At 59.4% G+C, this 20,982-nt stretch carries 21 protein-coding genes; 20 read left to right on the top strand and 1 reads right to left on the bottom strand.

Features of this window, described 5'->3' with window-relative positions:
• Positions 1 to 3: 3 nt before the first annotated feature.
• The 7 genes from gmk to BN3002_RS04505 are packed head-to-tail and all read left to right on the top strand — an operon-like array spanning position 4 to position 7,564.
• Positions 4 to 576 (top strand): guanylate kinase, encoded by a 573-nt coding sequence (gmk, locus tag BN3002_RS04535; RefSeq protein ID WP_082628524.1) that lies wholly within the window; start codon positions 4 to 6, stop codon positions 574 to 576.
• A gap of 43 nt (positions 577 to 619) precedes the next feature.
• Positions 620 to 886, top strand: a complete 267-nt coding sequence (gene rpoZ / locus BN3002_RS04530) for a DNA-directed RNA polymerase subunit omega (protein ID WP_058236787.1) — start codon at positions 620 to 622, stop codon at positions 884 to 886.
• A gap of 2 nt (positions 887 to 888) precedes the next feature.
• Positions 889 to 2,109 (top strand): bifunctional phosphopantothenoylcysteine decarboxylase/phosphopantothenate--cysteine ligase CoaBC, encoded by a 1,221-nt coding sequence (gene coaBC, locus BN3002_RS04525; RefSeq protein WP_058236786.1) that lies wholly within the window; start codon positions 889 to 891, stop codon positions 2,107 to 2,109.
• Positions 2,106 to 3,308 (top strand): methionine adenosyltransferase, encoded by a 1,203-nt coding sequence (metK, locus tag BN3002_RS04520; protein WP_058236785.1) that lies wholly within the window; start codon positions 2,106 to 2,108, stop codon positions 3,306 to 3,308. Before coaBC ends, metK begins: the two co-directional genes overlap by 4 nt.
• Positions 3,309 to 3,312: 4 nt before the next feature.
• A complete protein-coding gene (locus BN3002_RS04515) occupies positions 3,313 to 3,930 on the top strand; it encodes a vitamin K epoxide reductase family protein (RefSeq protein WP_058236784.1) in 618 nt (205 codons plus the stop codon).
• A 6-nt stretch (positions 3,931 to 3,936) separates the two neighbouring features.
• The gene (locus BN3002_RS04510) at positions 3,937 to 5,934 is read left to right on the top strand and encodes a primosomal protein N' family DNA-binding protein (protein ID WP_058236783.1); all 1,998 of its coding nucleotides are present in this window, start codon (positions 3,937 to 3,939) and stop codon (positions 5,932 to 5,934) included.
• Positions 5,935 to 5,953: 19 nt separating this feature from the next.
• Complete coding sequence (locus BN3002_RS04505) at positions 5,954 to 7,564, top strand: ABC-F family ATP-binding cassette domain-containing protein (RefSeq protein WP_058236782.1); 1,611 nt, start codon at positions 5,954 to 5,956, stop codon at positions 7,562 to 7,564.
• 26 nt (positions 7,565 to 7,590) lie between these two features.
• Here BN3002_RS04505 and BN3002_RS04500 read toward each other — a convergent pair whose 3' ends face one another.
• Complete coding sequence (locus BN3002_RS04500) at positions 7,591 to 7,806, bottom strand: hypothetical protein (RefSeq protein ID WP_058236781.1); 216 nt, start codon at positions 7,804 to 7,806, stop codon at positions 7,591 to 7,593.
• 35 nt (positions 7,807 to 7,841) lie between these two features.
• On the opposite strand from BN3002_RS04500, the gene BN3002_RS04495 reads away from it, so the two are divergent.
• The 13 genes from BN3002_RS04495 (at position 7,842) to BN3002_RS04435 (ending at position 20,980) form a co-directional block, all read left to right on the top strand.
• Positions 7,842 to 8,336: a SixA phosphatase family protein gene (locus tag BN3002_RS04495; protein ID WP_058236780.1), complete on the top strand. Its 495-nt coding sequence runs from the start codon at positions 7,842 to 7,844 to the stop codon at positions 8,334 to 8,336.
• Positions 8,337 to 8,449: 113 nt separating this feature from the next.
• Positions 8,450 to 9,214, top strand: coding sequence for a YebC/PmpR family DNA-binding transcriptional regulator (locus tag BN3002_RS04490; RefSeq protein ID WP_058236779.1), 765 nt, complete (start codon positions 8,450 to 8,452; stop codon positions 9,212 to 9,214).
• Positions 9,211 to 10,134 carry a pyridoxal 5'-phosphate synthase lyase subunit PdxS gene (pdxS, locus tag BN3002_RS04485; RefSeq protein WP_058236778.1) on the top strand — a complete coding sequence of 308 codons (924 nt, stop codon included), beginning with the start codon at positions 9,211 to 9,213 and terminating at the stop codon, positions 10,132 to 10,134. The genes BN3002_RS04490 and pdxS overlap by 4 nt, the downstream gene beginning before the upstream one ends.
• A 7-nt stretch (positions 10,135 to 10,141) precedes the next feature.
• Positions 10,142 to 10,735, top strand: coding sequence for a pyridoxal 5'-phosphate synthase glutaminase subunit PdxT (gene pdxT, locus BN3002_RS04480; protein ID WP_058236913.1), 594 nt, complete (start codon positions 10,142 to 10,144; stop codon positions 10,733 to 10,735).
• Positions 10,726 to 11,355: a crossover junction endodeoxyribonuclease RuvC gene (gene ruvC, locus BN3002_RS04475; protein ID WP_058236777.1), complete on the top strand. Its 630-nt coding sequence runs from the start codon at positions 10,726 to 10,728 to the stop codon at positions 11,353 to 11,355. The genes pdxT and ruvC overlap by 10 nt, the downstream gene beginning before the upstream one ends.
• Positions 11,356 to 11,390: 35 nt before the next feature.
• Positions 11,391 to 11,984: a Holliday junction branch migration protein RuvA gene (ruvA, locus tag BN3002_RS04470; RefSeq protein WP_058236776.1), complete on the top strand. Its 594-nt coding sequence runs from the start codon at positions 11,391 to 11,393 to the stop codon at positions 11,982 to 11,984.
• Position 11,985: 1 nt separating this feature from the next.
• Positions 11,986 to 13,014, top strand: a complete 1,029-nt coding sequence (ruvB, locus tag BN3002_RS04465) for a Holliday junction branch migration DNA helicase RuvB (protein ID WP_058236775.1) — start codon at positions 11,986 to 11,988, stop codon at positions 13,012 to 13,014.
• Between the two features lie 152 nt (positions 13,015 to 13,166).
• Positions 13,167 to 13,625, top strand: coding sequence for a preprotein translocase subunit YajC (locus BN3002_RS04460; protein ID WP_070727300.1), 459 nt, complete (start codon positions 13,167 to 13,169; stop codon positions 13,623 to 13,625).
• Positions 13,626 to 13,671: 46 nt separating this feature from the next.
• Positions 13,672 to 15,513, top strand: coding sequence for a protein translocase subunit SecD (gene secD, locus BN3002_RS04455; RefSeq protein WP_058236774.1), 1,842 nt, complete (start codon positions 13,672 to 13,674; stop codon positions 15,511 to 15,513).
• The gene (gene secF / locus BN3002_RS04450) at positions 15,510 to 16,616 is read left to right on the top strand and encodes a protein translocase subunit SecF (RefSeq protein ID WP_058236773.1); all 1,107 of its coding nucleotides are present in this window, start codon (positions 15,510 to 15,512) and stop codon (positions 16,614 to 16,616) included. Before secD ends, secF begins: the two co-directional genes overlap by 4 nt.
• Positions 16,613 to 17,158: an adenine phosphoribosyltransferase gene (locus BN3002_RS04445; protein WP_058236772.1), complete on the top strand. Its 546-nt coding sequence runs from the start codon at positions 16,613 to 16,615 to the stop codon at positions 17,156 to 17,158. The genes secF and BN3002_RS04445 overlap by 4 nt, the downstream gene beginning before the upstream one ends.
• A gap of 73 nt (positions 17,159 to 17,231) precedes the next feature.
• On the top strand, positions 17,232 to 19,565 hold the full coding sequence (locus BN3002_RS04440; RefSeq protein WP_307781416.1) for a RelA/SpoT family protein: 2,334 nt from the start codon (positions 17,232 to 17,234) through the stop codon (positions 19,563 to 19,565).
• Positions 19,566 to 19,648: 83 nt separating this feature from the next.
• Complete coding sequence (locus BN3002_RS04435; RefSeq protein ID WP_082628523.1) at positions 19,649 to 20,980, top strand: DUF349 domain-containing protein; 1,332 nt, start codon at positions 19,649 to 19,651, stop codon at positions 20,978 to 20,980.
• Positions 20,981 to 20,982 lie beyond the last annotated feature (2 nt).

The following is a 20,982-nucleotide window of genomic DNA, read 5'->3' as shown; positions in this document are numbered from 1 at the left end:
AAGATGGGGCTCATGAAACTTCATGAGCCCCGTCTTACTGTTCTGGTTGGGCCGACGGCGGTCGGTAAGGGAACCGTTGTGCACTCCCTCCTGAGCCGCCATCCCGAGATCGCACTGTCCGTATCAGCCACCACCCGTGCACCGCGCCCAGGTGAAATCAATGGCACGCACTACTTCTTTGTGAGCGACGACGAATTCGATCGCCTGGTCAATGACGGACAGATGCTCGAATGGGCATTGGTACACGGCGCACATCGATATGGCACTCCTCGCAAGCCGGTTGAACAATGGCTGTCAGAAGGAAAGAGCGTTCTTCTCGAAATTGACGTGGCAGGCGCACGACAGGTTCGTGCTTCCATGCCTCAAGCGCATTTCATCTTCCTGGCGCCTCCCTCGTGGGACGAACTGAAACGACGCCTCACTGAACGCGGCACCGAAACGCTCGAGGAGCAGGAGCGGCGCCTGACCACCGCGCGAGCCGAACTTGACGCAGCTCACGAATTCGACGCAATTGTGATCAATGACGACCTTGACCAGGCCGTGACGGACCTAGCCGTCTTGATGGGGCTGGAGTAGACTGGACAAGCTAATTAGCCAGATTTACATGAGAAGAGGTCCCATGTCCGGAATTGTTGCCCAGCCTGAAGGCATCACCAACCCGCCGATCGACGACCTTCTGAACCACGTCGACTCCAAGTATGCGCTGGTGATCTTCGCGGCAAAGCGCGCCCGGCAGATCAACACCTACCAGCTCCAACTCGAGCAGAACATGGTGCAGTTCGTCGGACCCGTAGTGGAAAGTGATCCCGACGATAAACCGCTGTCAATTGCACTGCGCGAAATCAACGAAGGCAAGCTGACGCTCGAATCTGCGCCTGAGGCCTAACCGTGAAGCCACTGGTCGTCGTCGGAGTTGGCGGCGGCATTGCTGCGTACAAGGTGACCCGCGTAGTACGCGAACTCCAGCACCACGATTATGCAGTGAGAGTCATCCCCACTCAGGCTGCCACCCACTTTGTCGGTGATACCACGTGGCATGCGCTCAGTGGGCAGGCCGTCACAACCAGCGTATTTGACGGTGGAGCAACCGAGCACGTCGAGATTGCCCGCCACGCGCAGGCCATTGTGATTGCACCTGCCACGGCAGATCTCATTGCACGCCTGGCAGCGGGCATGGCAAACGATCTGCTCACCACCGTTGTGCTGGCTGCGCATCGCGATACGCCTGTCATTCTGGCACCCGCCATGCACAGTGCGATGTGGACTAACGCCGCAACTCAGGACAACATCCAGACACTGCGCACGCGTGGCATGATCATTATCGAACCGGATGACGGTCCGCTGAGCTCAGGAGACAGCGGCACAGGCCGTCTGCCTGATCCGCTCATCATCACGGAACGCGTCCTTGAAGCTCTCGAGCCGCACGAGGGGGACCTTGCCGGACGCAGCGTCCTCATTACGGCTGGCGGTACCCAGGAACCGATCGATCCCGTTCGTTTTATTGGCAATCGCTCATCCGGCCGGCAAGGATGCGCATTGGCAGCTGAAGCGCGTCGACGCGGGGCAGACGTGACCCTGGTTGCCGCCAACATCGACGATCACCTGATTCCGCACGGAATTACCGTCATCCCGGCCCCGACAGCCGCTGAGATGTATCAGGCAGTCACTGACCGCATCGCGACAACGGACATTGCGATCATGGCAGCTGCGGTGGCAGATTTCAGACCCATCCACGTTGCCGACGACAAGATCAAGAAAGATCCGTCGACTCAGGATGCGCCTGCCATCGAGCTTGAACGCACCACCGACATTCTGGCGTCGGTTGCCCACTCGCTCCAGCGTCCACCGGTGCTTGTCGGCTTTGCCGCCGAAACCGGCTCGCCTCAGGTTGTGCTCGAGCGTGGTGCCGACAAAGCTCGGCGAAAGGCAGCCGACCTGCTGGCTATTAACGCCGTAGGGAACGGACAGGGATTCGGTGACGTGGAATCTCAGGTCGTGCTGGTTGATCGCGAGGGACAGCCCGTGAAAACAGTCAGCGGATCGAAGGTAACAATTGCGGCCGGCATCATCGATGAGGTCGCACAGAGGATAGGTAAGATAACCCGGTGACATCGCTTCGACTTTTTACTTCGGAATCAGTAACTGAAGGTCATCCAGACAAAGTCTGTGACCGCATCGCGGATTCAATCCTTGATGCATTGCTCGAACAAGACCCACATGCACGTGCCGCGATCGAGGTTTTCGCCACCACCGGCCAGGTGCATGTCATGGGTGAAGTAACCACGGACCGCGCCTACGTGGAAATTCCGCAGATCGTTCGCGAGGAAATCTGCCGCATCGGATACACCTCGTCGCGAATTGGATTCGACGGCGCCTCTTGCGGTGTCTCCGTGTCGATCGGCCAGCAGAGCCCGGACATTGCCGGGGGAGTGGAACGTTCTCTTGAAGCACGTGAAGGGGCTGATACAGCTGACCCTCGCGAACTTCAGGGCGCCGGCGACCAAGGCCTCATGTTCGGATATGCATCCGATGAGACACCGGATCTGATGCCTGCCCCGATCTGGACGGCACACAAGCTGTCTCATCGCCTCGCACAGGTTCGACACGACGGCACCATCGACGGTCTGCGCCCTGATGGCAAGACGCAGGTGACCTTCGGATACGACGAGAACCACACGCCCGTCAGTATCGAGACGATCGTTGTGTCCACCCAGCACGACGAGGCACTCACATTGGCAGACCTGACTCGGCAAGTGCGCCGCCATGTCATCGAACCAGTGCTGGACGAATCAGGTCTCAACGTGTCCTGGAAAGACGCCGAAATCCTCGTGAATCCATCGGGACGGTTCGTGTACGGCGGACCAGCTGCCGACGCAGGCCTGACCGGACGCAAGATCATCGTCGATACTTACGGCGGAATGGCGCGGCACGGAGGTGGCGCGTTCTCAGGTAAGGATCCATCGAAAGTTGACCGCTCAGCTTCCTACACGCTGCGCTGGATTGCCAAGCACATCGTTGCAACAGGCATCGCGAAACGCTGCGAAGTTCAGGTGGCTTACGCCATCGGCCGCGCACACCCGGTAGGTCTGTACGTCGACACCTTCGATACGGGGCAGGTAGACGATGCGACCATCGCGCGCGCAATCACCGACGTGTTCGACCTGCGCCCAGCAGGTATGATCGAGGACCTCGATCTCTTGCGCCCGATCTACAAGGAGACCTCAGTGTACGGCCACTTCGGGCGACCGGGATTCCCGTGGGAAGACGTGACCCGCATAGAGGATCTGCGCGCAGCACTGAAAGGCTAAGACTATGGCGGACCAGGACGATTTCGATCTCGACCATGCTCCCTCGCGTGCGTGGATGATGCGAAGCGCCGTGGTGCTGGCCATTATGTCGGCTCTAGCCCTGATCGCCTCATTCGTCCTGTCCGTGGAAGCCTGGATCCTTGCAGGTGACCAGAACAGCCGCTTCGGATGCGATGTCAGCGATGCACTGTCATGCTCGGCAGTCGCATTGACACCGCAGGCCCGCGTCCTGGGATTCCCCAACGCATTTTTCGGAATCGCCTTTGGCGCAGCGGTGTTCACTATCGCATGCGCCCTTCTCAGCGGCTCGCGCCTGTCACGTCTGTTCCTCATCGGTGCGGAAGTCCTCGCCGCCGGCGGTCTGGCGAGCGCACTATGGCTGTTCTACCAGTCCTACGTTGTCATCCAGGTATTGTGCCCGTGGTGCCTGGTGGTGTTCGTGTCATCACTGCTGATCTTCGCCACCATGACGCGTATCTGCCTGGTCCGCGAAACGCTGCCCTCAAGTGCCAGCATTCGCTCCCTCATAGCCTCGGGCACGGACTGGTGGATCACGGGCGGTATCCTTGTCATCATCGCCGCACTGATCGTCCTTAAGTACGGCCCGGAGCTCATTGCGTGAGACGCAATGGAGTCATACCTGCCGGGCTTCGAACCACCGCCACGTGAGGATTTCCGTGACCCACTGACTGTCGCGCACGTTCTGGTCGACGTCGACTTGGCGCACCTCGATCATCCGCTTGATTACGCCGTCCCACCCGAACTTGACTCTGCAGTAACTGTCGGTTGCACCGTGCGCGTTGCATTGGCCGGTACACGCCAACGAGGGTGGGTTGTGGGTCGGGAGACCGTACCGCAGCACCGCGCCCTGTCACCCATCCAGTCCGTTGTTTCACGCACTCCGGTGCTCAACGAATCCACGCTGACACTGGCGCGCTACATTGCGCATAAACATCTGGCGACCACCTCACAGGTGCTCTCACTGGCGATCCCGGCGCGGCATGCACGCAGTGAAAAAAACGTCCTCGCTGCACACCGAGACTGCGCGGCGCCCTCGCCAATCTCAATGGATACGGAATTCCTGTCGTGGTACGAGGGGGACCCGACTGCGCCAGGGCGGATCGTCTGGCAGGTCGTGCCTCATGACTGGATACGCCAGCTGGCAACCGTTGTGGCAATCCGCTCGGCGCGCGCCCCTGTCATCGTGGTGGCCGCCACGCGTGAACAGGTGGATCGAATCGCTGCGCAGATCGCCCTGATCGTCGGTACCGACTGTGTTGAGACGGTCGGGTCGGATGATTCGGCAGCTCATCGATTTGCCGTTCATCTGCGCGCACTAGCCGGAGAACTGACCATCCTGGTGGGAACACGATCAGCTGTGTGGACACCAGTGAAGGATCTGGGAGCAATCATCGTGTGGGATGACGGTGATGACCGTTTAACCGAGGAGCGGTCTCCACGCGCAAGCGCGCTCGATGTTGCGATCGCGCGTGCCCACCTGGAAGGGGTCGACCTGCTCAGCGCAAGCCTGGCACGGTCGGTGAAATCGCATATGCTGGTCAATTCCTCATGGGCAGTGCCGCTCACACCGCTGCGCCACGCGCTGCGCGAACATGCGCCGCGCGTACGTGTCCTCGATGACTTTGACGCGGCCAGGGAAGGCCCATCGGCAGGTAATATTCCGACCAGCGTACAGCGCTTTATCCGGGAAAGTGCGCAGAGCGGGCATGTCCTGATTCAGGTGCCACGACGCGGCTATGTGCCGGTTATTGCTTGCGCACAGTGTCATCGGACGGCGCGATGTCAAAGATGCCACGGCCCATTGGCGATGCGAGGCGATCGCCAGATTGTGTGCCAATGGTGTCAGTGGGATGCGTCGGCGTTCACGTGCCCGCATTGCGCAGCGCACGCGGTGCGCGCACGCCAGATCGGCTCTGAACGCACGGCAGAGGAACTGGCTCGAGCTTTACCGGGATTGCCACTAGTGGTCTCTTCTGCAGACCATCGGATCGACACACTGCGTCCGACGGATTCACGAATCGTGGTGGCAACACCCGGCGCAGAACCTACCCTCGATGGCGGTTATGAGGCAGCCGTTATCCTCGATGCCGATACAACAGCCGCACGCCCTGAACTGTGGGCATACGAGGAAGCCATGCGCCGCTGGTTCGGAGCATTGTCACGTGTAGCGCCCGCACACCCTGCCATCGTTGTCGGTCTGTCAGATCCGACACTGGGTCAGGCCCTCGTGCGGTGGGATCCGGTCAGAGTTGCTGCCGATCAGCTGGCAGAACGTCGTTCTGTAGGATTCTTCCCCTTTACGACAATCGTTGCCCTCGACGGGCCTGCACCTGACGTTCACGCGATTGTGGCAAGTCTTTCAGATGCGGAGCTGCTCGGCACAGTTCCGATCGAACAGGCGCCCACACGTCGTGCAGCTGATAGTGCCCAGCTCTCCCTCGCTATGCCGGAACATGAGCCCGACCAGCACATCCGCACTCTTGTCCGCACGCCGATTTCGCACACAAATACGCTGCTTGACCAGCTGACACAGGTGCGGCAGCACCGCTCAGCCCACAAGCTGGCACCTGTGAGAATGGAAGTCAATCCTCCCGAGTTGTTCTGACACCGCTTAGACTCGATAGGTGATTTCTGTGCAGGACTTTTCGCTTCGGATCGGTGCACGCGTACTGATCTCGAACGCCACCTTCAGGATTGACCGCGGGATGCGTATCGGTTTGGTTGGCAGAAACGGTGCCGGCAAGACCACTATGATGCGCCTCTTAGCAGGGGAGAGCGATCACGGTGCCGCTGAGTTTACTGGGCACGTGCGTCGCAGCGGCACCATCGGATACCTGGCACAGGACACCCATATTGGCGACCAGAAGATGACGGGGCGTGAGCGCATCATCTCCGTTCGAGGTATCGACACCCTCATAGAGAAGATCCGCAAAGCTGAGCATGAAATGTCCACCCTGGAAGGGGAGCGCCAACAGCGGGCGATGGAGCGTTACGTCAAGCTCGACCAGCGTTTCACGAATGCCGGAGGGTGGGCTGCCAATGCTCAGGCATCGCAGATCGCTCATTCACTGGGATTAGACGATCGCGTGTTGGAGCAAAGCCTCGACACGTTGTCCGGTGGTCAGCGACGCCGCGTCGAACTGGCTCGGGTGCTTTTCTCAGAGGCTGATATTTTGCTGCTGGATGAGCCGACCAACCACCTTGATCACGATTCAATCCTGTGGCTGCGCGATTGGCTGCGCGCATACTCCGGCGGATTCATGGTGATCAGCCACGACGTCAAATTGCTGGATGACACGGTCAACTCCGTGTTCTATCTGGACGCGAACCGCACGGCACTGGATGTCTACCACCTCGGATGGTCTGCCTACCTGCGTCAACGCGACGAGGATGAACGCCGTCACCGCCGCGAACGCGCCAACGCGCTCAAGAAAGCTGAACAGCTGCGTGCGCAGGGCGAAAAGATGCGCGCGAAGGCAACGAAGGCTGTTGCGGCACAGCAGATGCTGCGCCGCGCCGATGAACTGGTTGAGCAGGCTGGTCAGGAAATCCAGCATGAAAAGGTTGCGCGTTTGCGTTTCCCCGAACCTGCGCCATGCGGACGCGTGCCACTGTCAGGAGAGGGCCTGTCGAAATCCTACGGCTCGTTGGAAGTTTTCACTGGTGTGGATCTGGCAATTGACCGCGGCTCGCGTGTGGTGATCCTGGGTCTGAACGGTGCTGGTAAGACGACGCTGCTGCGCCTGCTGGCCGGCGTGGAAGAGCCTGATCTGGGGCAAGTCATCAGTGGGCATGGCCTCAAACTTGGCTACTACGCCCAGGAACACGACTTCCTGGACATGGACGCCACAGTGTATGACAACATGGCGCACGCAGCTCCTGACCTGGACACCACGCACGTTCGCAACGTGCTGGGGCAGTTCCTGTTTGGCGAGGACGACATCGATAAGCCGGCGCGCGTACTATCCGGCGGAGAGAAGACGCGCCTGGCCCTTGCGACGCTGGTCGTCTCTGCAGCAAATGTGCTGCTGTTGGATGAGCCGACGAACAACCTTGATCCAGCCTCTCGCGAGGAGATTCTCAACGCGCTGCGCACCTATGAGGGCGCCGTCGTCCTGGTCACGCACGATCCCGGCGCGGTCGAGGCGCTCAACCCGGACCGCGTGCTGGTGCTGCCTGACGCCGATGAGGATCTGTGGGATGAGTCGTACCTGGACCTGGTCACACTTACCTAGAAACTGCAGGTTAACGTGGTCGGACGCTAAGAGTCGACCTCGTTAATTGGGATGACACGGGTGGGAAAATCTCGGTAGGCCAGGTATTGCTGGAGCGAGTCGCGATGATCACGACACGCCAGCCATGTCTTGGATCGGCCAGTGTGAATGGCCGGATTTGACCAGATGATTGCAACCTCAGCCTTACGGCTGCATCCGCGTGCTGAACACGCCAAATCCTCTGGCCCGGGTGCCAGTGCCATCCAATCCCTCCTCGATCCTCGCTATTGTAGATACTATGACGACACGAACGCTTATCCTGGTACGTCACGCTGCTGCCGGTTCGAGCAGCTCCGGTGACCGTCAAAGGCCGCTGACTCCAGAAGGTGTTGAGCAGGCTCGGCGACTGGGACGACGAGTCTCACGCCTGATTGACCACGTTGATCTGTCACTGACATCGCCCGCCGTGCGTACACAGGAAACGGCGGTGCAGCTCCACACGTCGATCGAGGTGCGCACCACCTCAGTTGATGACGAACTGTATCTGGCCGGCGCTGACAGTCTGCTCGACAAGGCGCGGAGCCTGCCCGCGTCAGTCACCTCAGTCATGATGGTCGGCCACGAGCCAGCTATTTCAGCAATGGCGGCATCGCTGGGGGCACGCCGATCCTGTAAGGAAAAAGTCCGTTGGGGTGTTCCCACGGGTACCGCCGTCGTCCTCACTTTCGAGGGCAATTGGTCGCAGCTGGCCGAGAACTCGTGCGAAATGGAAGTTTTTCGCGAACCAGCGTGACGAAAGTGTGAAAACACTTACCTCAACGGTTCTCATACTGTGCACCAGGCGCCCGTACTGGGATCAGGGCGCTACACTATACGCGTACTAGACCATACCCAAGGGGAGAATTCATGTCCGGACACTCCAAGTGGGCAACCACAAAGCATAAGAAAGCAGCCATCGACGCCAAGCGTGGAAAACTCTTCGCCAGGCTCGTCAAGAACATTGAGGTGGCAGCCCGCACAGGTGGAGGAGATCCCGCAGGTAATCCCACGCTGTATGACGCCATCCAGAAGGCGAAGAAGAACTCCGTTCCGGCCGACAACATTGATCGCGCTGTCAAGCGTGGCTCCGGTGCAGAAGCCGGTGGCGCTGAGTACGAAACCATCATGTACGAAGGCTACGGTCCCGCAGGTGTTGCGATTCTGGTCGAATGTCTGACCGATAACCGCAACCGCGCGGCATCAGATGTACGCCTGGCATTTACCCGTTCCGGTGGCAACCTGGCTGACCCCGGCTCGGTGTCCTACCTCTTTTCCCGTCGCGGAATCGTCGAGGTGCCGGAGGCCGACGGTGTGGATGAGGATTCCATCATGGAAGCCGTACTCGATGCAGGTGCCGAAGATGTCGCCCAGCAAGGAGACGTCTTCGTCATTTCCTGTGAGCCGACCGAGGTGGTCGCGGTGCGCACCGCGCTGCAGGATGCAGGAATTGACTACAACTCTGCTGAGGCGCAGTTCGTTGCCTCGACACAGGTGGAACTCGACGTTGAAGGTGCCACCAAGGTTATGCGTGTCGTGGACGCCCTCGAAGATTCTGATGACGTGCAGAACGTCTACCACAACATGTCACTGAGCGATGAAGTTCGCGCTCAACTCGAACAGGAGGAGGAATGAGCGAAAATCCCTCTGCTGCCACACCCACCGACGAAGGACGCCAGGTCGGAACTGACCGCGTCAAGCGTGGAATGGCGCAAATGCTCAAAGGCGGCGTCATTATGGACGTCGTCACCCCTGAGCAGGCGAAGGTTGCTGAAGACGCCGGTGCCGTGGCCGTCATGGCACTCGAACGCGTCCCCGCGGATATCCGCGCCCAGGGCGGCGTGGCCCGCATGTCAGACCCGGATCTGATCGACGGCATCATTGACGCCGTCTCCATCCCCGTCATGGCCAAAGCCCGCATCGGACACTTCGTGGAAGCGCAGGTGCTCCAGTCCCTCGGCGTCGATTACATTGACGAATCCGAGGTGCTGACCCCGGCTGACTACTCGCACCACATTGACAAGTGGAAGTTCACCGTGCCGTTCGTGTGCGGTGCGACCAACCTGGGTGAGGCTCTGCGCCGCATCAGTGAAGGCGCGGCCATGATCCGCTCCAAAGGCGAGGCCGGCACCGGTGACGTGTCGAACGCGACGACGCATATGCGCAAGATCCGTGACCAGATTCAGCACCTGACGTCGCTGCCAGAAGACGAGCTGTATGTGGCAGCGAAAGAACTGCAGGCACCGTATGAACTGGTCGCAGAGGTGGCACGAGAAGGCCGCCTGCCTGTCGTCCTGTTCACCGCCGGCGGCATCGCCACTCCTGCGGATGCCGCGATGATGATGCAGCTGGGTGCCGAGGGTGTCTTCGTTGGATCCGGTATCTTCAAGTCCGGTGATCCGGCTAAGCGCGCGAGCGCGATTGTGCGCGCAACAGCGGCTTACAACGATCCTGACACCATTGCGGAAGTCTCACGCGGACTGGGGGAAGCGATGGTCGGCATCAACGTCGACGATTTGCCGGTTGATCACCGCCTGGCTGAGCGCGGATGGTGACACCAGCGTGAGAACCATAGGCGTACTCGCGCTTCAAGGTGATATCTCAGAACATGTGCGGGCGCTGGAAGAATCCGGCGCCCGCGCTGTGTATGTGCGCCACCCTGACCAGTTGACACAGATCGACGGCCTGGTTATTCCCGGTGGGGAGTCAACCGCCATGTCTATCCTCATGCATGCCACAGGTATGGACGAAGGGCTGCATGGGGCTGTGGATCAGAAAATGCCGATGTGGGGGACTTGTGCCGGCATGATTATGCTGGCCAGCACTATTCTTGACGGGCGCAGCGACCAGATCGCATTGGGCGCAATGGACATGACTGTCAGACGTAACGCATTTGGCCGGCAGGTCGACTCCCATGAAGAAGACCTGGAGGTGGATGGATTTGACACGCCATTTCGGGCATTGTTCATTCGCGCTCCATGGGTCGATACGGTCGGAGAATCTGTTCGCGTCATGGCGCGTGCCGACAACAAAGCTGACGGGCCGATTGTCGCACTGCGTAACGAGCACTGCCTTGCGACATCATTCCACCCTGAAATTGGGGGAGACAACCGGATCCATTCTCTCTTCGTGCAGATGGTTGACCAATGCGCGTAATGGGGATTGACCCGGGCATCACCCGATGCGGAATCGGAGTGGTGGATGTTGATGCGTCACGCGCAGCGGCGCTGGTTCACGTCGGCGTGGCCAGAACCAAAACCAGTCTGGCCACCCATTTTCGCCTCGCATCCATTGCCCAGGAGATCCGGCACACCATTGAGACCTTTCAGCCTGAAGTGGTGGCCATTGAACGGGTTTTCGCACAGGACAACCTTCAGTCAGTAACCACCACAATGCAGGTGATGGGCGTGGCCATGTCATGTGTCGGGCAGGCACGTCTGCCAATGGCAGTCCATACACCGTCAGAAGTCAAAGCAGCGATCACCGGTTCTGGCACCGCCGGGAAAGCGCAGGTGCAGCACATGGTGGCTCGCATCCTCCGCCTCGATACTCCGCCGAAGCCAGCAGACGCGGCTGACGCCCTTGCAATTGCAATCTGTCACGCCTGGCGAGGCTCAGGCTTGCTCGGCGCGGGGGATGATTCTCAGATTACCGTGTCCCTGTCAGGCAAAGTCTCCTCCAAGGGCACCATGACACGGGCTCAGCAGATCTGGGCAGAAGCTCAGGCGACGCAACACCGCACGGGTGCGGTCGATCCGCGCTGGCATCGCCGCTAAGATGGAACAGATGTTCGTAGCGAGGGGGAATAACGGTGATCGCACTGCTGACTGGAACGGTTGAGCACATCGGCCTGGATGAAGTCACTGTGGTCAACGGTGGAATTGGATGGGCCGTCAAGGTCACTCCACCAACGGCGCACAGCCTGATCCGTGGCAATGAGGTCACGCTCCACATCGTCATGGATGTCAAGGAAGATGCGATCGCTTTGTTCGGCTTCCCGACGCGTGACGAGAAAGACGTGTTCACCGTGATCCGCACCGTCTCCGGAGTGGGACCGCGCATCGCCCTGGCGGCGTTGGCAGTTCTCACACCCGACCAGCTGCGCGACGCCCTCGCCCAAAAAGACAGCGCACAAATCAGGAAGATCCCCGGAGTGGGGCCAAAACTTGCTGATCGGATCGTCCTTGAAATTGGAAACAAGCTGGGGCCCGCTGCACACGCTGAAGATGTACCCAGCGAACCCGACAGTGATGAAGTGACCGAGGAAGTCACCGCTGCACTGGTACAGCTCGGCTGGACACAGGCGATTGCCCGAAAAGCAGTCAACTCACTTGCCGGGCAGGGGATGGGGGCATCCGACCTTCTGCGCGCATCACTGATCAAGCTGGGAGGCACCCGTGGATGAGATGGACGACGACCTGTCTCCGCGCATTGTCGCGCCAGATGCGACGGAACTGGAGCGCGCAGCTGAAGCTGCTCTCCGTCCGAAACACCTCAGCGAATTCGTGGGTCAGCCGCGCGTGCGCACACAGCTCGAACTGGTGTTGAAAGCAGCGATCGGTCGCTCTGTCACACCCGACCACGTGCTCCTGGCCGGACCGCCTGGACTGGGAAAGACAACCCTGGCGATGATCATTGCGCAGGAGATGGGATCCTCACTGCGCCTGACCTCCGGACCTGCGATCCAGCACGCTGGCGACCTCGCCGCGATCCTGTCTGGCCTGCAGGAAGGTGACATCCTCTTTATCGACGAGATTCACCGCCTGGCACGCACCGCTGAAGAAATGCTCTACCTGGCGATGGAAGACTTCCGTGTCGACGTGGTCGTTGGCAAAGGTCCGGGCGCCACGTCGATTCCGCTGACGCTGCCACCGTTTACAGTGGTGGGCGCGACCACGCGTGCCGGGCTGCTGCCTGCACCGCTGCGCGACCGCTTCGGCTTCACTGGGCACCTGGAGTTCTACGAGACAGAGGACCTGGTTCAGGTCATCAACCGGTCGGCAGGGCTACTGGGAGTGTCGGTCAGCGATGAGGCAGCCCATGAAATCGCCTCCCGTTCACGCGGCACGCCACGTATCGCAAACCGTCTGTTGCGCCGCGTACTTGACTACGCGCAGGTGCATGGGGACGGAACACCCACACTGGAATCGGCGCGTGAAGCACTGGCATTGTTTGAAGTGGACCAGTCGGGACTGGACCGACTGGATCGCGCCGTCCTCGAAGCACTGTGCGTGCGCTTTGGCGGAGGGCCGGTGGGGCTGTCCACGTTGGCTATCACCGTGGGCGAAGAAGCTGAAACCGTTGAAACTGTCACTGAACCGTACCTGATGAGGCAGGGGTTCATTGTTCGCACCCCACGCGGCCGTGCAGCTACACCGAAAGCGTGGTCACACCTGAATCTGACCCCTCCGAGCGATCAGGACACGCTGATTTAAACGTGAGGTAGCACGCACAGTGACGCCGTTCGTCGCGATCGAGAAGACGAACAGGTAGACTGCAACGGGCGCCGTGTACTGTCACGGTGCTGTCATATACGTAGATTTGTCGAGGATGAAGAGGTTTCCCCGTGCAAGGTACCGGCTCGTTAATGCTTTGGCTGCCGCTGTTGTTGATGCTGATTGTGATGTTTTGGTTCTCATCACGCGCTCGCAAGAAAATGGCGAAACAGCAGGAAGAACAGCAACGGATCATCAGCGAACAGATGGTGCCCGGTGCATGGGTGAAGACCGCCGTAGGGTTCTGGGGACGCTACGTGGATCAGGATGGCGACATCGTCATCCTGGAAACGTCGGACGGCACCGAAACTTACTGGGAACGTTCCGTCATCCGCGAAGTCGGCGAGCCACCTTTCGCCACGGAATCAGCTGATCACATCGAAGAAGCCATTTCCGAGGAAGAAGATGAGCCTGCTGTACTTGGGTATGATCCCATCGAACCTGAGACACCCTCGTCAGTGAACGAGGGCGACACGCTCGCAGCGGATCTTGAGGACGAGGATAAGCGGGACAAGAACCGCAACAAGGACGATATTCCGCCCGTCATCTAATTCATTCATCCATTCATCGACTTCATTGACCAAGGACTCCATCACTGTGGCTAATAAGAAACGTCGCCCGGTGCGCACACTTGTCGCGCTCTTTGTTGTGGTCGCTATCGGCATCGCAGCACTGCTGATCGGACGCGCAACTCAAGGTGCAACACTCCATCCGAAGCTGGCTCTGGACCTCGAAGGTGGAACCCAGCTGATTCTGACGCCGAATACGACAGGCGAAGACGACCGCAATATTACTGATGAGGACATCACTGAGGCGATCAACATTATCCGTAACCGCGTGGACGCCTCGGGTGTCTCCGAATCGGAAATCACCTCAATGGGTTCGAACAACATTGTGGTCTCGCTGCCTGGCCGTCCCTCAGAGGAGACGCTGAATCTGATCCGCTCATCTTCTCAGATGGACTTCCGTCCAGTGCTGCAGGTCGGTGCCGCAGTTGCACCCAGGCAACAACTGGAAGCGGCTCAAAGCGGCGATTCCGGCCAGTCGGGAGCCGGCAGCGCGCAGTCTGGAGATGCAGCCGACCAGCCGCAGTCGCAAACCCTTGTCTCCACGGCCATGTCCGAGGATGAGGCCCGCCAGGCTGCCGACCAGGATAAGGATGGGAAACTGAGCACCGAGCCGGCGACCACACCGGAGAACAACTCGGACTCGGCATGGATGACCGAGCAGGTCGTGTTCGACTTCCTGACCCTGGACTGCATGTCGACTGAGGCACGCACCCAGACCACTCCCGGTGATCCCGACAAGCCTTATGCCACGTGCTCGGTTGACGGAACCCAAAAATTCCTGCTTGGCCCGATCGATGTCAAAGGTGAGAACCTGAATTCAGCCCAGGCCGCAATGGACTACAACCAGACGGGGCAGGCAACAGGCGAGTGGGTTGTGAGCCTCGAATTCGACTCAGTCGGTACCAAAGCATTCAAGGAAGCGTCAACTCGTCTGGTCGGCTTCCAGAATTCTGATCCCACGCGTAACCGCTTCGCAGTCGTCCTTGACAATAGGGTGATTACCTCACCGTCGATGAATGCAGCAATCACTGACGGTCATGCCAAGATCAGCGGTAATTTCACGCCAACCAGTGCCAAGGCACTGGCCAATCAGCTGAACTTCGGTTCACTGCCATTGGACTTCACCGTCCAGTCCGAGCAGCAGATCTCTGCAACGCTCGGATCCGATCACCTGGCCAAGGGTCTGTGGGCCGGTCTGATCGGTCTGATCCTGGTTGTCCTGTTCATGATCTGGCAGTACCGAGGCCTGTCGATCATCTCGATCGGTTCACTCCTGATGGCGGGCGTGATCACCTACCTGGTCATCACGTTGCTGTCATGGCTGATGGAATATCGCCTCTCACTGCCTGGCGTAGTTGGCCTGATCGTTGCAGTTGGCGTCACCGCTGACTCGTTCATCGTCTACTTCGAACGCATCCGCGACGAGGTGCGTGACGGTCGCCCGCTCGTGGCAGCCGTCGACGAAGGATGGGAGCGGGCCAAACGCACCATCATGATTTCGGACGCGGTGAACCTCGTGGCCGCCGTGGTGCTGTACATGCTCGCGGTGGGTGGCCTGCAGGGATTCGCCTTCACATTGGGCGTGACGACGGTGGTTGACCTTGCGGTGATCTTCTTCTTCACGCACCCGATGATGGAGCTGCTCATCCGCATCCCATTTTTCGGTGAAGGCCACAAGCTGTCCGGTTTGGATCCCGAACACCTCGGTGCAAAGTCCAGTGCCATCTACGCGGCGCGTGCACGCACTGATGTGCGCAAGACGAAGTCAGTATCAACGCCATCGGGGAGCACAGCGGTCGGCACCCGTAAATCGCTTGCTGAGCAGCGCCGAGAACAAGCCGCTGCGGCTAAGCAGGAGGAAGCACGATGAGAAGTTACGCCCAGTGGGGAAACGCCCTGTATGCGGGCGAGAAATCCTATCGGATCGTCCCGAACCGCAAGATTTTCGTGTACGCGGCCGGCATCACGCTGGTTGTCTGTGCGCTCCTCGTGTCAGTGCTGGGATTGCGTCAATCCATCGAATTCACCGGTGGTTCGCAATTCTCCATGATCGGCATTAGCCAAAGTGAACAGCAGCTTGCATATGATGCAGCCAAATCCGCGGGCGTGACCGACGTGCGCGTGTCGAATCTGGGTCAGAACGGTATCCGCGTCCAGACACCGTCACTGGACCCCAACCAGACAGCGCAAGTTCGCGACGCGCTGGCAGAGGCATACGATATATCCGCAGATGATGTCCAGTCCTCGTCGATCGGCCCGTCATGGGGTAAAGACGTTACCGGGAAGGCACTGCAGTCTCTGGTCATCTTCCTGGCGGTCATCACCGCCTTGATGACGGTGTACTTCCGCTCGTGGACCATGTCAATCTCTGCTATGACGGCTCTGCTGCACGACGTGGCCCTGACCGTCGCGTTCTTCGCGATCACTCGAGTCGAAGTCTCGCCTGCAACCGTCATTGGCTTCCTGACCATTTTGGGATACTCCCTGTATGACACGGTGGTCGTTTTCGACAACGTGCGCGGCCTGACGAAGAACGTGTGGGAGCAGAAGCGCTACACATATGGCGAACTGGTCAATCTCGCCGTCAACCAGACGATGGTGCGTTCCATTAACACTTCCGTTGTCGCACTTCTGCCGGTGGGAGCGATCCTCGTGATCGGTACTGTTCTTCTGGGTGCGGGCACGCTAACGGATATTGCTCTGGCACTGTTCGTCGGAATGATTGTGGGTACCTACTCGTCGATATTTATCGCCTCGCCGCTGTTGGTCATGCTGGAGGAGCGTCGCTCACGCGCCCGTGAACACAACACCATCGTCGCCAGGCAACGCTCAATCGATTCGACTGACGAGGGTGACCACGCCCCAACATCCGACAGTGTTCAGGCACACGCTGTGGCGGCGCGACCGGTCATCCCTGGGCACCGTCTTGGCAATGATGCTCAACCTCAACGAAAGAAGCGTAAGCGCAAATGACAGAAGAACTCGGAACGCGCATCAAGAAACTGGTCGTCGACAATATGCGTGACGTCCCCGGTTTCCCGCAGGAAGGCGTCCTCTTCCACGACATCACACCGCTGCTGGCCAACGGCCCGGCGTTCCAGGAAACTATCAATCTGCTCTGCGAGCACTACGAGGGACGCATTGACGCTATCGCAGGCCTGGAGTCACGAGGCTTCGTCCTGGCTGCACCGATGGCGACACGTATGGGCATCGGTATGATCACGATTCGTAAGGCCGGCAAACTGCCCGGACCGGTGATCGGTGAGGATTACTCCATCGAATACGGCATCGCTCGCATGGAGCTTCGCCCGGACTCTGTCGTAGAGGGACAACGCGTCCTGATCATTGACGACGTGCTGGCGACCGGCGGCACGGCACGTGCCTCGGTGAATCTGCTTGAGCAGTGCAAGGCCGAGGTTGCAGGTGTGGCGGTCCTCCTGGAACTGACGGAATTGAAGGGCCGAGACAAGCTTGAGGGCCTGGATGTGCAGTCTGCAGTGGCACTGTCTGTCTGACATCACCCGGTAACTTTCCAGCTCAGGCGCGCTTCCTCACACGTGGGGGCGCGCCTGAGCCTATGATGACTGTGTGAGTGAGAGAACTAAACCACCGAGCAGGCCGAAAGCGCCGTCGGCAGGGTCCTTTGTGCGGTCGGGACTGGTCTGGTTTGGTTCGCGAGGGCGCACGACCGCACCTGAGATTGAACCATTGGTGCGTGCCTTGCGCGCCAACCACCCGAAAGCAGATATCTCAATTATCGAGCGTGCCTATGAGACGGCTGAAGTTCACCACAGAGGCCAAAAACGCGCATCTGGCGAACCGTACATCACTCATCCCGTCGCAGTGGCGACGATTCTGGCTGAAATGGGCATGACGACGCCAACGCTGGTGGCGGCGCTGCTGCATGACACGGTTGAGGACACGGATTACACGGTTGAGCAGCTCACCGCTGACTTTGGTGAGTCAATCGCACTGCTGGTCGACGGTGTCACCAAGCTCGACAAGATCCGCTATGGCACCGCAGCCCAGTCCGAGACACTGCGCAAGATGATCGTGGCGATGAGTCGGGATATCCGCGTGCTGCTGATCAAGCTTGCAGATCGCCTGCACAATGCGCGCACGTGGAAGTACGTCTCGCCTGAATCCGCCAAACGCAAGGCGAAAGAGACGCTGGAGATTTATGCGCCGCTTGCCCACCGCCTGGGCATGAACACGATCAAGTGGGAGCTTGAAGAGCTGTCATTCAAGACGATGCTGCCGGAAATCTACGAAGAGATTGACCGGCTTGTTCAACAGCGCACACCGCGCCGCGAAACCTATCTGCGTGACGTGATCGCGCAGATCGAAGAGGATCTGCGGCGCGCCGGAATTCGCGGAACGGTCGGCGGGCGCCCGAAGAACCACTATTCGATTTACCAGAAGATGATTGTGCGCGGCAAAGCGTTCGATGAGATTTTCGATCTGGTGGCGGTGCGAGTCCTTGTTGACAGTGTCAAAGACTGTTACGCCGTTTTGGGCGCAATGCACGGCAGGTGGAATCCGATTCCGGGCAGGTTCAAGGATTACATCGCCATGCCGAAGTTCAACTTCTACGAATCGCTGCACACGACGGTGGTCGGGCCGGGCGGCAAGCCGGTGGAAATCCAGATACGTACATATGAGATGCACGAGCGTGCCGAAAATGGCGTAGCCGCTCACTGGAAGTACAAGGAGAACCCGAACGCAACATCGGGCACGTCCGACGCAATGAGCACCAATGAGCAAATGAATTGGTTGCGCGCTCTGGTGGAAATGGAACGGGAAACAGGTGACCCGGAAGAGTTCCTCGACTCGCTGCGCTACGAAATTGCCGGCGAAGAAGTCTACGTGTTCACCCCGCGAGGCGAAGTTGTCGTGCTGCCTGCACACGCCACACCCGTCGACTTTGCCTACGCCGTCCACACCGAGGTCGGCCATCACACTGTCGGTGCACGCGTCAACGCCCGCCTCGTTCCTCTTGATACGCAGCTGGAATCGGGCGACACGTGTGAAATCATCACCTCGAAGTCAGAAAAGGCCGGCCCGTCTCATGACTGGTTGGCATTTGTGGCGTCCCCTCGTGCACGATCGAAAATCAAATCGTGGTTCTCGCGCGAACGCCGTGAGGGAGCCATCGAAGCCGGCAAGGAAGCACTGGCGCGCGCGATGCGCAAACAGAACCTGCCTCTGCAGCGCCTGATGAATCATGAATCGATCCTGTCGGTGGCAACTGACCTGGGTTACCAGGACGTGTCGGGTCTGTACGCGGCAGTAGGAGAGAACCACCTGTCTGCCCACAATGTCGTGTCCAAACTGGTGGAGAACCTGGGCGGGGGAGCCGGCACTGAAGAGACGCTTGCTGAAGGCATCACACCAGGCGATACGCGCACACGCAAGGCGACCTCGGATGTGGGCATCGTGGTGTCTGGAATGAGTTCCAATGACATCTGGGTGAAGCTGGCCCGATGCTGTTCGCCGGTGCCCGGCGACCCGATTATGGGGTTCATCACACGTGGGCAAGGTGTTTCCGTCCACCACAGTGACTGTTTGAACGCAGCCCGTCTGGAAGAGCTCCACCCTGAACGTCTCATTGATGTCTCGTGGGATACGAACCGTTCGAACGCGCAGTACCGCGTCCAAATTGAATTGCGTTCACTGGATCGGGCTGGATTGCTGTCGGATCTGACGAAGGTCCTGTCGGATTATTCGGTCAATATTCTGACCGGATCAATGTCGACGTCGGCTGACCAGGTGGCCTCTACGCGCTTCACATTCGAACTTGCGGACATGGCACATCTGAACGCCGTTTTATCTGCTCTCAGACGTGTTGATGGTGTTTTTGAGGCGCGTCGCGTGACGGGCACCCGGAAACGTGCGCGTGAATCCCGTGCAGACGAATCGTGAACGAGGAGACCGACAGTTCGCCCCTCGAGCGTGATTTTGCGTAGGATAAGGAAGTGTCAGTCAAGACACATAACCGCGCACGGATGGATCGGTCCATCCACGTCCCGAGAAGGAAGATCGTGACTATCTCGCCTAATCCACAGCAGCCATCCACTGGCTCCCCGGAAACCGCATCCGAACCTGCTCGTACCGAGTTCGGGCGAATGGACACTGAAGGAAATATCTACGTCACTGACGGTGAGAGCGAACGCCTCATCGGATCCTACCCGGAGGGCGCTCCGGACAACCCGTTCGAACTGTACGAGCGGCGCTACAGCGACTTGGAAGCCACGATCCGCCTTTTTGAAGACCGTCTGCCTCACCTGGGGGCACGCGACATCGACCAAACCGTAGCCACGCTGCGTGAGGCCGTTGCGGAGCCGGCAGCAATCGGTGACCTACCCGCGTTGCGTGAGCGCGTCGACAAGGCCGCTCAGGCTGGTGAGGAGCGCAAGGTTCAAGCCAAGGCCGAGCGCCAGGCTGCTCGCGAACAGGCCATTGCAGATCGCACCAGCGTGGTCGAGCGGGCCGAAGAAATTTCTCAACAGGACCCAGAACGCACCCACTGGAAGCATTCAGGACAGGCACTGCGTGACTTGCTTGAAGAGTGGAAGACTTTACAGCGCAAGGGGCCACGCTTGGACAAATCCACCGAAGATGAGCTCTGGAAGCGTTTTTCCAGTGCACGCACTGTTTTTGACCGTCATCGTCGCCAGTTCTTCTCGGCACTTGACCAGAAGCAGACTGAGGCGCGTCGCGTGAAGGAAGGGCTGATTGCTGAAGCTGAAGCCCTTCAGAATTCAACGGACTGGGGGCCAACCTCGTCGGCCTACCGGGACCTGATGGATCGCTGGAAGGCAGCGCCTCGCGCGTCTCGCAAGGAAGACGATGCGTTGTGGGCACGTTTCAGGACAGCGCAGCAGGTGTTCTTCGATGCGCGCCGCGCCAAGGATGAAGCAGCAGATGCCGAATCTGAAGAAAACCTCAAGGCCAAGGAAGCGCTGCTGGAGCAGGCCGAGGCGCTCTTGCCGATCGAAGACATGGACGCTGTCAAGCCTCGTTTGCGCGCCATCCAGGACCAGTGGGATGAGATTGGCCGCGTGCCATCGGCCCACGTCGGCCAGGTTGAAGGCCGGATGCGCGCCGTGGAGGATGCGGTGCGCCAGGCTGAAGAACGCGAGTGGAAGCGCTCGAACCCGGAGACACGTGCCCGCGCCGAAGGCATGCTGGGGCAGCTGGAAGAACAGCTCGACCGACTGAAAGCCGACATCGAGAAGGCCGAAAGCGCCGGAAATTCCGATCAGGTACAGTCGTTGCGCGAAACACTGGCAACGAAGACTGCGTGGTTGGATCAGATCCGCTCGTCAATGGAGTGACG

Source organism: Actinomyces ihuae (assembly GCF_001457875.1).
GTDB classification, from domain to species: domain Bacteria; phylum Actinomycetota; class Actinomycetes; order Actinomycetales; family Actinomycetaceae; genus Pauljensenia; species Pauljensenia radingae_A.
This window is presented reverse-complemented; position numbering and strand designations above follow the sequence as displayed.

Coding starts and splice junctions, on each gene's coding strand:
- gmk (WP_082628524.1), top strand. CDS start 4: ATGGGGCTCATGAAACTTCATGAGCCCCGTCTTACTGTTCTGGTTGGG.
- rpoZ (WP_058236787.1), top strand. CDS start 620: ATGTCCGGAATTGTTGCCCAGCCTGAAGGCATCACCAACCCGCCGATC.
- BN3002_RS04515 (WP_058236784.1), top strand. CDS start 3,313: ATGGCGGACCAGGACGATTTCGATCTCGACCATGCTCCCTCGCGTGCG.
- BN3002_RS04510 (WP_058236783.1), top strand. CDS start 3,937: ATGGAGTCATACCTGCCGGGCTTCGAACCACCGCCACGTGAGGATTTC.
- BN3002_RS04500 (WP_058236781.1), bottom strand. CDS start 7,806: ATGGCACTGGCACCCGGGCCAGAGGATTTGGCGTGTTCAGCACGCGGA.
- BN3002_RS04495 (WP_058236780.1), top strand. CDS start 7,842: ATGACGACACGAACGCTTATCCTGGTACGTCACGCTGCTGCCGGTTCG.
- BN3002_RS04490 (WP_058236779.1), top strand. CDS start 8,450: ATGTCCGGACACTCCAAGTGGGCAACCACAAAGCATAAGAAAGCAGCC.
- pdxS (WP_058236778.1), top strand. CDS start 9,211: ATGAGCGAAAATCCCTCTGCTGCCACACCCACCGACGAAGGACGCCAG.
- ruvC (WP_058236777.1), top strand. CDS start 10,726: ATGCGCGTAATGGGGATTGACCCGGGCATCACCCGATGCGGAATCGGA.
- ruvB (WP_058236775.1), top strand. CDS start 11,986: ATGGACGACGACCTGTCTCCGCGCATTGTCGCGCCAGATGCGACGGAA.
- BN3002_RS04460 (WP_070727300.1), top strand. CDS start 13,167: ATGCTTTGGCTGCCGCTGTTGTTGATGCTGATTGTGATGTTTTGGTTC.
- secF (WP_058236773.1), top strand. CDS start 15,510: ATGAGAAGTTACGCCCAGTGGGGAAACGCCCTGTATGCGGGCGAGAAA.
- BN3002_RS04445 (WP_058236772.1), top strand. CDS start 16,613: ATGACAGAAGAACTCGGAACGCGCATCAAGAAACTGGTCGTCGACAAT.
- BN3002_RS04435 (WP_082628523.1), top strand. CDS start 19,649: ATGGATCGGTCCATCCACGTCCCGAGAAGGAAGATCGTGACTATCTCG.